This window comes from Sphingomonas sp. SORGH_AS_0950 (assembly GCF_030818415.1).
Classification (GTDB): domain Bacteria; phylum Pseudomonadota; class Alphaproteobacteria; order Sphingomonadales; family Sphingomonadaceae; genus Sphingomonas.
The window spans coordinates 835,848-850,550 of record NZ_JAUTAE010000001.1; the positions used below are offsets into that span (position 1 = coordinate 835,848).

Here is a 14,703-nt window from a genome sequence, read left to right on the forward strand (position 1 = left end):
CATCCCTCCCGCCGCGCCGGGACAGGGAGCATCTTCCATCCCCGCTGGTTGAGCGGGAAGATCACCCGATCTTCTCGTGGGTTAGCGCCGGAAGGATGGATTATGAGCGATATCGACACCTCTCGGCGCGGCGTGCTGGGCGGCGCGGCCCTGGGCCTTGCAGGCGCGGTCGCCCCCGGTGCGGCGCTGGCGCAGGCGGCGAGCCCCGCCTCCGTCCCCAGCCTGCGCGATCCCCGCAACGCCTATACGCGCACCCCCTTCCCCGAACAGCGCCAGCCCTGGCCCGCATTGGCCAGCAAGATGACACCACGCCCCGATCATGGCGAAACCAGCTATCGCGGATCGGGCAAGCTGACCGGCCGCAAGGCGCTGCTGACCGGCGGGGACAGCGGCATCGGCCGTGCCGCCGCCATCGCCTTCGCCCGCGAGGGGGCCGATGTCGCGATCAACTATCATCCGAGCGAGGAACCCGATGCGCGCGAGGTCGCCGACCTGATCCGGCAGGCCGGACGCAAGGCGGTGCTGCTGCCCGCCGACATCCGCACGCAAAAAGCCTGCGAGGACACGGTCCGCAAGGCGATCGCCCAGCTGGGCGGCCTCGACCTGCTGGTCAACAATGCCGCCTATCAGCAGTCGAAGGCGGACATCATGGAGATCAGCGACGAACAGTTCGTCCGCACCTATGAGACCAATGTCTTCCACGTCTTCCGCTTCTCCAAGGCGGCGATCCCGTCGATGCCGCCGGGGTCGGTCATCATCAACACCATTTCGCAAAACTCCTACGACCCTGGCGAGGACCTGATCGACTATGCCTCGACCAAGGCGGCGATCCAGAACCTGACCCGCGGCATGGCCAAGCAGCTCGCCAAGAAGGGCATCCGGGTGAATGCGGTGTCCCCCGGCCCGATCTGGACCCCGCTACAGGTCGCCGGTGGCCAGTTGCCGGGCAAGATGCACGAGTTCGGGCAGGACACCTCACTGGGTCGCGCAGGGCAACCCGCCGAGCTGGCCTCGCTCTATGTCGCGCTGGCCTCGGGCGAGGCGAGCTATTCGACCGGCACCGCCGTCGGCGCGCATGGGGGCAAGGGTTTCCCGTAACCCCAAGGCCGTTCCCCACCCTTTCGTCAACCGCCCTGCAATCGATGACTGTAATCGGGTTATCCCGTTATGCCGCGCGCATGCGCTTTCCTAATCGGCCCCCCGCACCACGAACGACACACAAAGGGGCCTTATGTCGATTGCACCCGTTTCCCTGATCGCGATGGTCGCCGCGCTGACCAGCCCGGCGCAGCAGACCGATCGTCCGCAGCCCAAGGCGGCCACCGCCGCCAAGACCGTGACGCAGGACCCGCCCGCGCCGGTCGTCGCCAAGCCCGGCGGGATGACCAACCGCGACTGGTGGCCCAGCCGCCTCGACCTGACCGCGCTTCGCCAGCACGAGGATACGCGCGCCAATCCTTATGGCGCCGATTATGACTATGTGAAGGAATTCAACAGCCTCGACATGGCGGCGGTCAAGGCTGACATCCGCCGCGTCCTGCATACGTCGCAGCCCTGGTGGCCGTCCGACTATGGCAATTACGGGCCCTTCTTCATCCGCATGGCCTGGCACAGTGCGGGCACGTACCGCGCAGGTGACGGTCGCGGTGGTTCGGACGGCGGCGAGCAGCGCTTCGATCCGCTGAACAGCTGGCCCGACAATGTCAGCCTGGACAAGGCCCGTCGTCTCGTCTGGCCGATCAAGCAGAAATACGGCCGCAAGCTCAGCTGGGGCGACCTGATGGTGCTCAGCGGCAATGTCGCGCTGGAGGATATGGGCTTCAAGACGGTCGGTTTTGCGGGTGGTCGCGTCGATGCGTGGCAGCCCGACGTCGTCTTCTGGGGTCCCGAGACCAAGATGATGGGCACCGAGCGTTCGAACCCCGACGGCTCGCTGAAGCGGCCGCTGGCGGCGACGACCATGGGCCTCATCTACGTCAACCCGGAGGGGCCGAACGGCAATCACGACCCGATCGGCGCGGCCGCCGACATTCGCCGCGCCTTCGGCAACATGGCGATGAACGACGAGGAGACGCTGGCGCTGATCGCAGGCGGCCATACCTTCGGCAAGGCGCATGGCGCGCATCCGCAAAAGGCCTGCCTCGGCGTCGAACCCACCGCCGGCGCGATCGAGCAGCAGGGCATGGGCTGGGTCAACAAGTGCGGCAAGGGCCATGCCGAGGACACGATCACCTCGGGCCTGGAGGGCGCCTGGTCGGCCTCTCCCACCCAGTTCACCACGCAATATATCGACAATCTGCTGAACTATGACTGGGTGAAGACAAAGAGCCCGGCGGGCGCGACCCAATGGGTGCCGACCGACCCGGCGGCGGCGCAGCTGGTGCCCGACGCGCACCTGCCGAACGTGCGCCACGCGCCGATCATGTTCACCACCGACATGGCGCTGAAGGACGATCCCGCCTTCCGCAATATCCTGGAGAGCTGGCAGAAGAACCCCGATCTGTTCGCTCAGGCCTTTGCCCGCGCCTGGTTCAAGCTGACCCACCGCGACCTCGGCCCGCGCGCCCGCTATCTGGGCAGCGAGATTCCGGGCGAGACCTATAATTGGCAGGACCCGCTTCCGGCCGCCAGCTTCGCACCCATCGGGGCGAAGGATCAGGCCAAGCTGAAGGCGATGGTGCTGGCCTCGGGCCTGTCGGGCCCGGCGCTGGTCCGCACCGCCTGGGCCTCGGCCTCGACCTTCCGCAACACCGACATGCGCGGCGGGGCCAACGGCGCGCGGCTGCGGCTCGACCCGCAACAGGGCTGGGCAGTCAACGACCCCGCCGAGCTGAAGACGGTATTGGCCAAGCTGACCGCGATCCAGAAGGACTTCGCGCGCAGCGGACGCCAGGTGTCGATGGCCGACCTGATCGTGCTGGGCGGCAATGCGGCGGTCGAACGGGCGGCGCAGGCCGGCGGCGTGCCGGTCAGCCTCCCCTTCACCCCCGGCCGGGTCGACGCCACCCAGGCGCAGACCGACGTGACGTCCTTTGCCCATCTGGAGCCGGTCGCCGACGGTTTCCGCAACTATTACGGACCCAAGGCGGAAGTCAGCGCGCCCGAGGCGCTGGTCGACAAGGCCGATGCGCTCGACCTGACCGTGCCGGAAATGACCGTGCTGGTCGGCGGCCTGCGTGCGCTGGACGCCAATAGCGGCGGATCGCGGAACGGCGTGCTGACGACCCGGCCGGGAACGCTCAGCAACGACTTCTTCGTCAACCTGCTGACCATGGACACGGTCTGGACGAAGTCGGCGACGCCGGGTCTTTACGAGGGCAAGGACCGCGCGACGGGCACGGCCCGCTGGACCGCGACGCCGGTGGACCTGATCTTCGGCTCCAACTCCGAACTGCGCGCGGTGGCGGAGGTCTATGCCGCCGACGACGCCAAGGAGAAGTTCGTCAAGGACTTCGCCGCGGTGTGGACCAAGGTGATGGACGCAGATCGTTTCTGATCCGCAGGAAGCGAGGTCGCGGGCTCAGGCCACGGCCTCGCTTTCCACGATCTGCGGCCTTCGCGTCGCGATCCGGCGAACCTGATCGGCATCGGCCAGCAGGCGCGACGGTCTGCCGATCAGATAGCCCTGAATGGCCGTACACCCCTCGCGCGCGACGATCGCCAGCTGCGCGGGTTCCTCGATCCCCTCGGCCAGCACCGGCATGTTAAGCGTCGTACCCAGCGCGGCGACCGAGCGCAGGATCGACACGGCCTGCTCGTCCCGCTCGATCTCCGAGACGAAGGACGCATCCAGCTTGATCCGGTCGAACGGAAAGGATCGCAGCACGTCGAGCGAGGAATAGCCGACCCCGAAATCGTCCAGCGCGATGGCGATGCCCATCGCCTTGAGCGCCCGCAACTGGCCCAGCGCGAAATGCCGGTCATGGATGATCGCGCTCTCGGTCAGTTCCAGCGACAGCCGCTCGGGCGGCAGGCCGCTATCCTCCAGCGCCGAACGCACCGTCTCGATCAGCCGGGGATCGGCCAGATGCATGGGCGACAGGTTGACCGAGACGGGATGGCTGTTGGCCCAGCGCGCCGCCTCGAAACAGGCCTGGCGCAGGATCCAGATGCTCAGCGGCACGATGTCGCCACTCTTTTCGGCGAGCGGGATGAACTCCGACGGCGGCACCATGTCGCGCATCGGATGGTTCCAGCGGATCAGCGCCTCATAGCCGCAAATCTCGCCCGACGGGATGGCGGCCTGCACCTGATAGTGGAGCTCGAAGGCGTTCTCGTCCAGCGCCGTGCGGAGGTCGGCGACCAGTTCGCGCCCCTGCCGGATCGCGTCGTCCATCTGCGCGTCATAGAAGCAGGGCTGGCGGGAATGGGCGGACTTGGCGCGGTACATGGCAAGGTCGGCCTTGGCGAGAAGCGCATCGGCGTCGAAGCCATCCCGATTGGCGATCGCCACGCCGACATTCCCCCCGATCGAGGCGGTGAACCGCTCGAACAGGAAGGGCGCGTCGCAGGCGGCGGTCAGGCGCGACAGGAAATCGGCCAGCTCCTCGGGCCGGTGATAGGAGATGACCGCCGAGAATTCGTCACCGCCCAGGCGCGCGACGCACTCGCCCGGCTTCAGCATCGCCGACAGCCGGGCGGACAGCGCGGCCAGCAACTGGTCGCCCGCCTGATGCCCATAGGTGTCGTTGACCACCTTGAACCGGGACAGGTCCATCATGACGACCGCCATGCACGGATATCCGCCCCGGATCAGGAAACGCTTCTCGATCTCCTCGATGAAGCTGATCCGGTTGGGCAGATCGGTCAGGCTGTCATGCATCGCCATGTGGCGCAGGCGGCGATAGGTTTCCGACTGGGTATGCCCGTCGATCAAAGCGCTGATCGCGGCACAGCCGACGATGATCAGCGTCGCCACCGTCGTCGTCGTCGCCAGCGCCACCATGGTCACATCGGACAGTCCTTGCCCGAATTGCAGGACGGAGATGCGCATCGCCGTCATGCCGGTGAAGTGCAGCGCCGTCACGGCCAGGCTGAGCAGCCCCATCCCCTCCGCGGTCCGCCAGCGCCCACGCCCACGCCCAGTCAGGACATGAAAGGCCAGCGCCGACAGCCCGCTGGAAAGCAGGATCGAGGCGACGACATAATGCCAGTTCCAGGTCACGATCCCGTCGACGCGATACGCCGCCATGCCGACATAGTGCATCACGCTGATGCCCAGGCCGATCAGCGCGCCGCCGCACGCCCCGGCCCTGCGCCGTCGCCCGGCGGCGACGGCCAGGCCCGGAATGGCAAGGCCGATCACCGCCAGCAGCGACAGGAGCGTCAATATCGGATCGAGGACGACCGGCGCGGTCGTCCGGAACGCCATCATCGCGACGAAGTGGGTCGCCCATACCATCGTACCCGCCCCGACCGCGCCCAGCACGACCCAGCCGAAGCAGCGATAGCCCGAGGACGCGCGAACCCGGCTGAACAGCTGGACGGTCGCCGCCGATCCGATCAGGCAGATCAGCAGCGCGAGCGCGACGAGGCGCAGATCATGCTGCGTGAAGGTGCAGAGCGCGACCGCGATCATGCCGCCCCCCGCATGTCGAGCAGATCCGCCCGTGCCTCCAACGCGGCCGACGCCTGCCGCGCGAGCGCCGCGAGATAGGCCTTCTGGTCGACGGACGCCGGATCGCGCCGCCGGACGTCGATCACGCACAGCGCGCCGACATCCACGCCCGCCCCGACCCGAAGCGGCGCGCCGATATAATATCGGATGTGCGGCGCCCCCGCCACGAACCGCAACGTCGCGAAACGACTATCGCCGCACGGATCGCAGACCTCCAGCCCATCGTCCTGATCCAGCGCGAAGTTGCAGAAGCTGCCTTGGCGGGAATTGCAGTCGATATCCATGCCATGGGTCGCCTTGAACCATTGCCGGTCGGCATGGATCAGCGAGAGCAGGGCGATCGGCGCGTCGAACGCATGCGCCGCCGCCGAGACGAAGCGGTCAAAGCCCGGCTCGCGTGGCGATCCCATGATGCCCAGGGCATGTACGGCGTGGGAACGTCGCCGTTCCCGGAACAGGCTCTTGAGCATCGTCTCTCATATTATGATCGTTGTTCGACCCCCTAGGTTTCACGAAAGGCTTAAGAAATCATGCTTTTCCGGGATGGTTCGGACGACTGGACCTTACGCCCCGTCACGCCGCGCGATCGATGACGGTGCCGCGCTCGCCGACGATCCGGTACCCGTCGCCGTCCACCAGCAATTGGGGGCTGACCGCGCGGCAATTATAGGTCGACGCCATCGCCGCGCCATAGGCGCCGGTGGTATGGAACACCGCCAGGTCGCCCCGGCGCACTGCGTCGATCTCCCGCCCCCGCGCAAAGCTATCCCCCGTCTCGCAGATCGGCCCGGCGATATGCGCCTGCATCCGTCCGCCGCGCGGTGCGACCGCCGCAAAGCGGTGGAACGCGTCGTACAGGGCGGGCCGCATGAGGTCATTCATCGCCGCATCGACGATGACATAGGGATGGGTGACGCCCGGCTTCACCCAGATGACGCGGGTCAGCAGCAGCCCCGCCGCGCCCATGATCGCCCGGCCGGGCTCGAAGGTCAGCGCGACGTTCCAGCCCCGGGTCACGCGACCGACCATCCGGGCATAATCCTCGAACGACGGCACCGTCTCGCCCGGCGCATAGGCGATGCCCAGCCCGCCGCCCAGGTCGACATCGCTCACCCGGTGCCCGGCCGCGCGCAACGTCCGGACCAGGTCGCCGATACGGGTAAAGGCCCGCTCCATCGGCGTCAGGTCGCGAAGCTGGCTGCCGATATGCACCGCGATCCCGCGCAGATCGAGCCCGTCGAGGCGCGCCAGACGCGCATATATCGCCGGGGCGGCATCGATCGGCACCCCGAACTTGGTCTCGCGCTGCCCGGTGGCGATCTTCGCATGGGTGCCCGCATCGACATCCGGATTGACGCGCAGGACGACCGGCGCACGCACGCCCCGCGCGCGGGCGAGGTCGGACAGGACCTGCCCCTCCTCCTCCAGTTCCAGATTGAACTGGCCGATGCCCGCGTCGAGCGCCTGGACCATCTCCCGGTTGGTCTTGCCGACGCCGGAGAAGACGATATCCTGCGGCTTCATGCCGGCTGCGATCGCATGGGCCAGCTCGCCCCCCGAGACGATGTCCGCGCCATAGCCGCATTGCGCGAGCAGGCGCAGCACCGCGATGTTGGGATTGGCCTTCACCGCAAAGGCCCGCCGCGCGACGGGCAGCGGAGCCAGCGCCGCCGAGAAGCCATGAGCGGCATGGCGCACCGCCGCGGCGGAATAGACATGCACCGGCGTGCCCACCGCCTCGGCGATGCGCGGCAGCGGCACGTCCTCGGCATGGAGGATGCCGTCGCGATAGTCGAAAAATGCCATGAGGCGTCTCCGTGATGGAGGGATGGTCAGTCGAGGCGGCGGCGATGCCGCCGGATACGCTCGGCATGGATCACGTCGGCGGTATGGGCATGGCCCCGCCGCTCAGCGCGCAATGCGGTCGCCACCCGCTTGCCATGGGTCATCAGCACCAGCCCCAGCAGCGCGAGCGGAAAGAAGAGGATCGCCAGCGGCGCCTCGCCCAGCCCCATCGCCGCCGCGCAGGAGCCGCCGCACAGCAGCGCGCCCATCGCCCGCCAGGCCCTGTCGCGCCATACCCTGTCATGCCGCGTCATGCCGCCTTCTCCAGCCATGTCCGGTCGTCCTGTGCGATGACGAGGATGGCGGCCTGCGACACGGCGGCCGTGATCGGCCCGCGCCAAATCAGGATGTCGGCGGGCAGATCGCGTTCGGCCCGCAAGGCTTCGTCCAGCGTCAGCGACGCGAACTCCAGCCCGATGGCAGGGTCGCGGGCCCGCCGCGCGGCGCAACGGGCGCGGCCGATCATCGCGGGCGAGCCGCTGATCACCCGCCCCTCGATCGCGGTGAAGCCGAGAATCCGGGCATGGCGCACCGCGCGGATCAACAGCGCCCCCGCGCCGCAATCGGCATCGACGATGCGGACCGAGAAACGCCGCTGCTCGCGCAGGCCGGACAAGGCGGAACGGATGGCGGGCCAGCGCGGGTCATGGGCGATCATCGACCGTCCCCCTCAGGCCGCACGCGGCAGCGCGCGTTCGGACGGCGCGACCGGCACGAAGGCCACCAGCGGGCGGAGCGGCTCGATCGCCACCACGACGGCGGCGTGATAGGCGTGACGCTCGCCCTGCGCATACTGCATCGCGGCCGCGAAGGAGACGAAACGGCCCTCCATCCGCTTGTCGCTATCCTGGACCAGCCAATGGCCCGCGACATCCTGTCCGACATACAGGGTCGGGCCGCTTGGGTCCGTTTCGGGAAGCACTTCCGACATGACGTACGATCCTCGTCATCGACGCGGACCGACCGTGATCCGCGCCACCCCAGCTACGGATCGGCGCATAGGGTTTCGAGATCGATTTCCGGGGATCGCATAGCATTGGCATAGCGTCGCGATATGCGGGTCCCGCTCAATCCTTCGGCAGCGTCTCCAGCCCCTTGCCGACCAGCGGCGCGACCCGATCCGCGATCCGGGCGACGCCCGTCGCATTGGGGTGGACTCCGTCGGGCAGCATCAGCGTCCGGTTGCCCAGCACCCCTTGCAGGATGAACGGGTCGAGCACCGCATGATGGCTGCTCGCAAGGTCGGGCCATATCGCATTGAAACGTGACGCGAAGTCCGGCCCCAAATTGGGCGGCGCCATCATCCCGGTCAGGATCACCGGAATGCCCCGACGGGCCAGTTCGTCCAGCATCGCCGTCATGTTCGCGCGCGTCTCGGCCGGATCGACCTGGCGCAGCACGTCGTTGCCGCCCAGCCCGAGCATCACCAGATCGGGCTTCATCTTCAGCCGGTCGAGCGTATAGGCCAGCCGTCGCCGCCCGTCGGCGGTGGTGTCGCCCGACACCCCGGCATTGATGACCGTGGCATCGATCCCCTGCCCGCGCAGCCGCGCCTGGATGGCATCGGGCAGGCTCTGGCCCCGCTGGAGGCCATATCCGGCATAGAGGCTGTCGCCGAATGCCAGCACCACCCGCCGGGGGCCGGACACGGGGACGCTCGCGCCGGGCGAAGGGCTGGGCTGCGCCGGGGCGGCCGAGGGCGACATTCGTCGCGGGCGGTTCGTCCTCGCGCCGGACATCGCAGGCGGATAACAGCCATGCCGCTTGGAGAAGCGCGGCCCCGGCCACATATGGCGTCCTGGTCATCTCTGTCTTGGAATCCCCGCAACTATGGTCGCAGTCAATATGGTCATCCGGGCGACGGATGTAAGGCTGACGCTGGGCGGCGCCGCGCCGGTCGAGATTCTGAAGGGCATCGACCTGACGGTGGGAGACGGAGAGAGCCTGGCGCTGCTCGGCGCATCGGGATCGGGCAAGTCGTCGCTGATGGCGGTGCTCGCCGGGCTGGAGCGAGCGACGTCGGGCCGGGTCGAGGTGGCGGGAACCGATTTCGGCGCGCTGGACGAAGACGGACTGGCCATCGCGCGGCGCGGCCGGATCGGCATCGTGCTCCAGGCCTTTCACCTGTTGCCGACGATGACCGCGCGCGAGAATGTCGCGGTGCCGATGGAGCTGGCCGGGGAGGCCGACGCCTTCGCCCGCGCGGAGGCCGAGCTGACGGCGGTCGGACTGGCGCACCGGCTGGATCATTATCCCGCGCAATTGTCGGGCGGCGAGCAGCAGCGCGTCGCCATCGCCCGCGCGCTCGGCCCGCGCCCCCGGATCGTCTTCGCCGACGAACCCACCGGCAATCTGGATGCGGCAACCGGCGTGCGGGTGATGGACCTGTTGTTCGACCGGCGCGCGGCGACCGGCGCGACGCTGGTCGTCATCACCCATGATCCGGCGCTGGCCCGGCGCTGCGACCGGGTGGTCGAACTCGCCGATGGCCGGATCGCCGCGTGAGCGGCTGGTCGCTGTCCTGGCGGCTTGCCCGGCGTGAGCTGTCGGTGCGGTTCCGGGGACTGCGCCTGTTGCTGCTGTGCCTGTTCCTCGGCGTCGGCGCGCTGGCCGCGATCGGCAGCCTGAGCGATGCGATCGGCGGAGAACTCGCCGCGCGGGGCCGGGTCATCCTGGGCGGCGATGTCGAATTCGCGGTCTCGCAGCGGCAGGCGGAGCGGCTCGAGCTGGCGGCGATGCAGGCCGCCGGACGGGTATCGGAAACGATCCGGATGCAGTCGATGGCCGTCACCGCCGACGGCGCGACCGCCCCGGTCCAGCTGAAGGCGGTCGATGCCGCCTATCCGCTCTATGGCCGGTTGACGCTGGCCGACGGACGCACCGCCCGCGCGCCGGGTGCGGGCGGCGTCTGGATCGGGCGCGCGCTGGCCGAGCGGCTGTCCGTGACGCCCGGCGCCCGACTGCGCTTCGGCACGGCATGGTTCCGGGTCGGGGGGATCATCGCGGACGAGCCCGACCGGCTGGGCGAAGGCTTCACGCTCGGCCCGGTCGCGATCGTCTCGCGGGCGGGGCTGGATCGCACCGGACTGGTTCAGCCGGGCAGCCTGTACGATAGCCGCTATCGCATCGCCACCGCGCGCGATCCGAGGCAGGTCGCCAAGGCGTTCGAACGCGCCTTCGCCACCGCCGGTTGGGAGACGCGGACCCGCGACCGCGCATCGCCCGGCGCCAGCCGCTTCGTCGCGCGCATGGGGGAGTTCCTGACTCTGGTCGGGCTCGCCGCGCTGGTGATCGCCGGGATCGGGGTCGGCAACGGCGTCGGTTCCTATCTGGAGGCGCGTCGCGGCAGCATCGCGATGCTGAAGGTGCTGGGCGCGACATCGGGACTGGTGGCGAGGATCTATCTGCTCCAGCTATTCGCCGTGGCCGGGGTCGGCATCCTGTTGGGCCTGGCGGCGGGGATCGTCGCGGTGCCGCTGGTCGGGCTGGCTATCGGGTCGGTGCTGCCCGTCGCGCCGGGGCTGACGATCGCGCCCGTTCCGCTGGCGCTGGCGGCGGCATATGGGCTGCTGATCGCGCTCGCCTTTTGCGCGCGACCGCTCGTCGCGGCGGGGCGCGTGCCGGCGGCGGCGCTGTTGCGCGGCGTGCTCGATGCGCGAGCGGGTGGCGGCTGGCGCGGCACCCTTTGGGGCGTGGCGGCGGGCCTGCCCGTCGTGGCGCTCGCGCTGTCGACCACCGGGCGTCCGGGCTTTGCGGCCGGGTTCCTGGGCGCGACGGCGGCGACGCTGGCGCTGCTGGTCGGGATCGGCGCGGCGATCCGGGCGGCCGCGCGCCGCCTGCCCCGCCCACGCCGCCCGCTTGCGCGGCTGGCCGTCACCGCGCTCCATCGGCCGGGATCGCGGACCGTATCGCTGGTCGTCGCACTCGGCCTGGGGCTGACGCTGTTCGTCCTGCTGGCGAGCATCCGGACCAGCATCGACGGCAATATCCGGCTTTCGGTCCCGGCGCGGGCGCCGGCGCTCTTCGCGCTCGACGTGCCGCCCGAACGAGAAGCCGAATTCCGGCGCATCGTCACGCGGGTCGCCCCGACGGCCCGGATCGCGACCGTTCCGCTGATGCGCGGCACGATCACCGGCTATGGCGCCACCCGCGTCGCCGACCTGGCCACGATCCCCGAAGGCGCGTGGGCGCTGCGGGGCGAGCGCGGGCTGACCTTCGCGGCTTCGCTGCCCCCCGGCAGCACCCTGACGGCCGGGCGATGGTGGCGCGGCGCGGAGGGCAGCCAGAGCCTCGTGTCGATCGACGAGCGGCTGGCAAAGGCGCTGAACCTGCGGATCGGCGACCCGCTGACCGTCTCGGTGCTGGGGATCGAGCGGACCGCGCGGATCGCCTCGTTCCGGCGGATCGCCTGGGACACGCTGGGGTTCAACTTCGTCATGGTCTTCTCGCCGGGGGCGTTGGCCGATGTGCCGCACAATCTGGCCGCCACCATCGACATGCCCGCCGCACAAGGGTCGGCGGTGACCCGCGCGCTGCTGCCCCATTTCCCCTCCACCTCGGTCGTGGAGGTGGGCGGCGTGCTCCAGCAGGTACAGGACGTCGTCGGCCAGATGGCGACCGCGATCACCGTCGCGGCGGGCATCGCGGTGCTGGCGGGGATCGCGGTGCTGCTGGGCGCGATCGCGGCGGCGCGCGCGGCGCGGACCTATGACGCGGTCATGCTGAAGGTGCTGGGCGCGACGCGGCGGCAGGTTCTGGTGACGCAGGCGATCGAATATGCGCTGCTCGCCGGGATTGTCGGCCTGGTCGCGCTGGTGCTCGGCGTGGGCGGCGGGTGGTTCGTCGTCACGCGGCTGTTCCAGTTCGAATGGCTGCCCGACTGGACCGTCATCCTGGCGACGCTGGTGATCGGCGCGGTCGTGACGATCGGCATCGGTATCCTGGGCACGCTTCCGGTCCTGCGGGCGCGGCCCTCGGCCGCGTTGCGGGCGCTCTAGGGCGGATCGCCATTCAGTATTGCGTCTTCTTCCCCTCTCCCCTGGACAGGGGAGAGGGTTAGCGAAGCTTGCCAGCCTGCTGGCTAGCGCAGCTTGGGTGAGGGGTTGAGCGAGCCCAAAGGCTCGCGCGCTCGCTTCGCGAGCGCCCACCCCTCACCCAGCTCCGACTAAGCCTTTGCTTTCGCAAAGGCCAAGTCTGCGCAACCCTCTCCCCTCTGCGAGGGGCGAGGGAAGGAAAGGTATCGCTGAATGTCGATCCGCCTTGGGTCGAGAGGCGTCCCGCACACTGGCGAGCGGTGCGATCGATATCCATCATGAAGGAATGACGTCTCCCTATCATAGTCCCCAATCGCGTCGCGCCGCCCTGTGGCTGGCCCTTGGGCTGATGATCGGCGCCTGTTCGCCGCTCAAGACCTTCGACGCGCTGGTGCCCAAGGATGGCGAAGCCAGGCGGGTGGCGACGGGGCTGGCCTATGGCCGCGACGCCCGACAGGTGCTCGACATCTATGCGCCGCGCTTGGGCGCCGCCGGGTCCAAGCCGGTGATCGTCTTCTTCTATGGCGGCAGCTGGAACAGCGGGACGCGGTCGGGCTATGCCTTTGTCGGGCGGGCGTTGGCGGCGCAGGGTTTCGTGGTCGTCATTCCCGACTACCGGCTGGTGCCGAACGTCCGCTATCCCGCCTTTGTCGAGGACGGCGCTGCGGCGGTGCGCTGGGTGGAAGCGCAGATCGGGTCGTTCGGGGGCGATCCGCGGCGCATTGTGCTGATGGGCCATTCGGCGGGCGCCTATATCGCGGCGATGCTGGCGGTCGACGATCGCTGGCTCGGCCCAGATCGGAGCGCGGTCCGTGGTCTGGTCGGGCTGGCGGGCCCCTATGACTTCGCGCCCTTCGACGTCGATGTCAGCCGCGCGGCGTTCGGCGCATGGCCGCGCCCCGAGGAGACACAGCCCGTCCACTGGGCAGGCGAAGGCGATCCCCCCGCCCTGTTGCTGGTCGGAGGCGAGGACCGGACGGTCCTGCCCCGCAACAGCGAGGCGCTGGCGAACCGATTGCGCGCGGGCGGCGTGCCGGTGACGCTGCGCACCTATCCCAAGCTGGGGCATGTCGGGATGATCCTGTCGGTCGCACGCCCCTTTCGCGGCCGCGCGCCCGTCATCGCCGATGTCGCGGCGTTTGCTCATGCGATGACGCGGTAGGGCCTGGCCGCTCGGCGCTTCGGTTGCGGCGCGCGTGATGGTGGTCGCGGTGACGGCCGGGTTCCCAGCATGGCGTCGCTTCGGCCATGGGTGCCGCGACGTCGAAGCAATCCTCGCCCATGTCTCCGGCGCCCGGCAAGGCATGCGCCGGGACGGCGGCCAGGCCCGAGCAAAGGGCGATCATCGACAGGCAGAGGCGGCGCATGGGGAATCCTTCGGGCGTGAGGCGTGCGATACCCCGCCGTTTCGCCCGAAAGCCCGATCCGGCCGACTTAAATGAATTTCACCTGATGCGCCGAGCCTTGGCCGTGAACGGCATGTGCGGCTATGCCGGTCGCATGGCTGCCATCCTGGTCATCGAAGACGACGACGCCACCGCCACGGCCATCATCGCGGAGCTGGAGCGGCACGGCCATGAGGCCAGCCGCGCCGCCGATGGCGAGACCGGCCTGACCCTGGCCACGCGCGAGGCCTTCGATGCGATCACGCTCGACCGGATGCTGCCGGGGCTGGACGGGCTGAGCCTGGTCGCCCGGCTGCGCGAGCGTCATATCGCGATCCCCGTCCTGATGCTGAGCGCCTTGAGCGACGTGGACGAGCGGATCGCGGGCCTGCGCGCCGGTGGCGACGATTACCTGACCAAGCCGTTCGATTTCGCCGAGATGGCGATGCGGGTCGAGGTGCTGCTCCGGCGGCGCGAACAGGCCGAGGCGGTGGTGCTGCGCGGCGGCGGGATCGAATGCGACCTCGTCCGCCGCACGGTCAGGGTGGACGGCGTGCCGACCCGGCTGCTCCATATGGAATTCCGCCTGCTCGAATTCCTGATGCGCAACCGGGGCGAGGTGATGACCCGGCGGATCATCTTCGAACGGGTCTGGGGCTATTATTTCGATCCCGGCGCCAATCTCATCAGCGTCCATATCGCCCGCCTCCGCAAGAAGATCGACCGGCCGGGCCATCCCTCCCCCATACTGACGGTAAAGGGAGAGGGTTATCTCTTCGACGCCGGTTGAGCCGCTGCACTGGCGCGAGGTCGTCCGGATCAG

13 protein-coding genes are annotated in these 14,703 nt (G+C 69.2%); 6 read left to right on the plus strand and 7 right to left on the minus strand.

Translation table 11 applies throughout. The annotated features are described in order from the left end of the window. Window positions 1-102 precede the first annotated feature (102 nt). Entirely contained in the window at window positions 103-1,098 is a 996-nt protein-coding gene (locus tag QE385_RS03435) for an SDR family oxidoreductase (RefSeq protein ID WP_307099100.1), read from the plus strand. Between the two features lie 133 nt (window positions 1,099-1,231). Continuing rightward, window positions 1,232-3,496, plus strand: coding sequence for a catalase/peroxidase HPI (gene katG / locus QE385_RS03440; protein ID WP_307099103.1), 2,265 nt, complete (start codon window positions 1,232-1,234; stop codon window positions 3,494-3,496). Between the two features lie 24 nt (window positions 3,497-3,520). Here katG and QE385_RS03445 read toward each other — a convergent pair whose 3' ends face one another. The 7 genes from QE385_RS03445 to QE385_RS03475 form a co-directional block, all read right to left on the minus strand. Continuing rightward, window positions 3,521-5,578: a bifunctional diguanylate cyclase/phosphodiesterase gene (locus QE385_RS03445; RefSeq protein ID WP_307099104.1), complete on the minus strand. Its 2,058-nt coding sequence runs from the start codon at window positions 5,576-5,578 to the stop codon at window positions 3,521-3,523. Further along, on the minus strand, window positions 5,575-6,027 hold the full coding sequence (locus tag QE385_RS03450) for a GAF domain-containing protein (RefSeq protein ID WP_307099106.1): 453 nt from the start codon (window positions 6,025-6,027) through the stop codon (window positions 5,575-5,577). The genes QE385_RS03445 and QE385_RS03450 overlap by 4 nt, the downstream gene beginning before the upstream one ends. 163 nt (window positions 6,028-6,190) lie before the next feature. Next, entirely contained in the window at window positions 6,191-7,423 is a 1,233-nt protein-coding gene (gene lysA / locus QE385_RS03455) for a diaminopimelate decarboxylase (protein WP_307099108.1), read from the minus strand. Between the two features lie 26 nt (window positions 7,424-7,449). Next, window positions 7,450-7,716 (minus strand): hypothetical protein, encoded by a 267-nt coding sequence (locus tag QE385_RS03460; protein ID WP_307099110.1) that lies wholly within the window; start codon window positions 7,714-7,716, stop codon window positions 7,450-7,452. Further along, window positions 7,713-8,120, minus strand: coding sequence for an SAM-dependent methyltransferase (locus tag QE385_RS03465; RefSeq protein WP_307099112.1), 408 nt, complete (start codon window positions 8,118-8,120; stop codon window positions 7,713-7,715). Before QE385_RS03465 ends, QE385_RS03460 begins: the two co-directional genes overlap by 4 nt. Window positions 8,121-8,132: 12 nt before the next feature. Beyond that, complete coding sequence (locus QE385_RS03470; protein ID WP_307099114.1) at window positions 8,133-8,393, minus strand: hypothetical protein; 261 nt, start codon at window positions 8,391-8,393, stop codon at window positions 8,133-8,135. Between the two features lie 136 nt (window positions 8,394-8,529). Continuing rightward, on the minus strand, window positions 8,530-9,111 hold the full coding sequence (locus QE385_RS03475) for an arylesterase (protein ID WP_307099116.1): 582 nt from the start codon (window positions 9,109-9,111) through the stop codon (window positions 8,530-8,532). 181 nt (window positions 9,112-9,292) lie between these two features. Here QE385_RS03475 and QE385_RS03480 point away from each other — a divergent pair, with 181 nt between their 5' ends. The 4 genes from QE385_RS03480 to QE385_RS03495 all read left to right on the plus strand — a co-directional run bounded on the left by QE385_RS03480 (window position 9,293) and on the right by QE385_RS03495 (window position 14,670). Next, a complete protein-coding gene (locus tag QE385_RS03480) occupies window positions 9,293-9,967 on the plus strand; it encodes an ABC transporter ATP-binding protein (protein ID WP_307099118.1) in 675 nt (224 codons plus the stop codon). Continuing rightward, a complete protein-coding gene (locus QE385_RS03485) occupies window positions 9,964-12,459 on the plus strand; it encodes an ABC transporter permease (protein ID WP_307099120.1) in 2,496 nt (831 codons plus the stop codon). The genes QE385_RS03480 and QE385_RS03485 overlap by 4 nt, the downstream gene beginning before the upstream one ends. Window positions 12,460-12,781: 322 nt before the next feature. Further along, window positions 12,782-13,657 (plus strand): alpha/beta hydrolase, encoded by an 876-nt coding sequence (locus QE385_RS03490; RefSeq protein WP_307099122.1) that lies wholly within the window; start codon window positions 12,782-12,784, stop codon window positions 13,655-13,657. Window positions 13,658-13,995: 338 nt separating this feature from the next. Further along, entirely contained in the window at window positions 13,996-14,670 is a 675-nt protein-coding gene (locus tag QE385_RS03495; protein WP_307104536.1) for a response regulator transcription factor, read from the plus strand. Window positions 14,671-14,703: the final 33 nt, after the last annotated feature.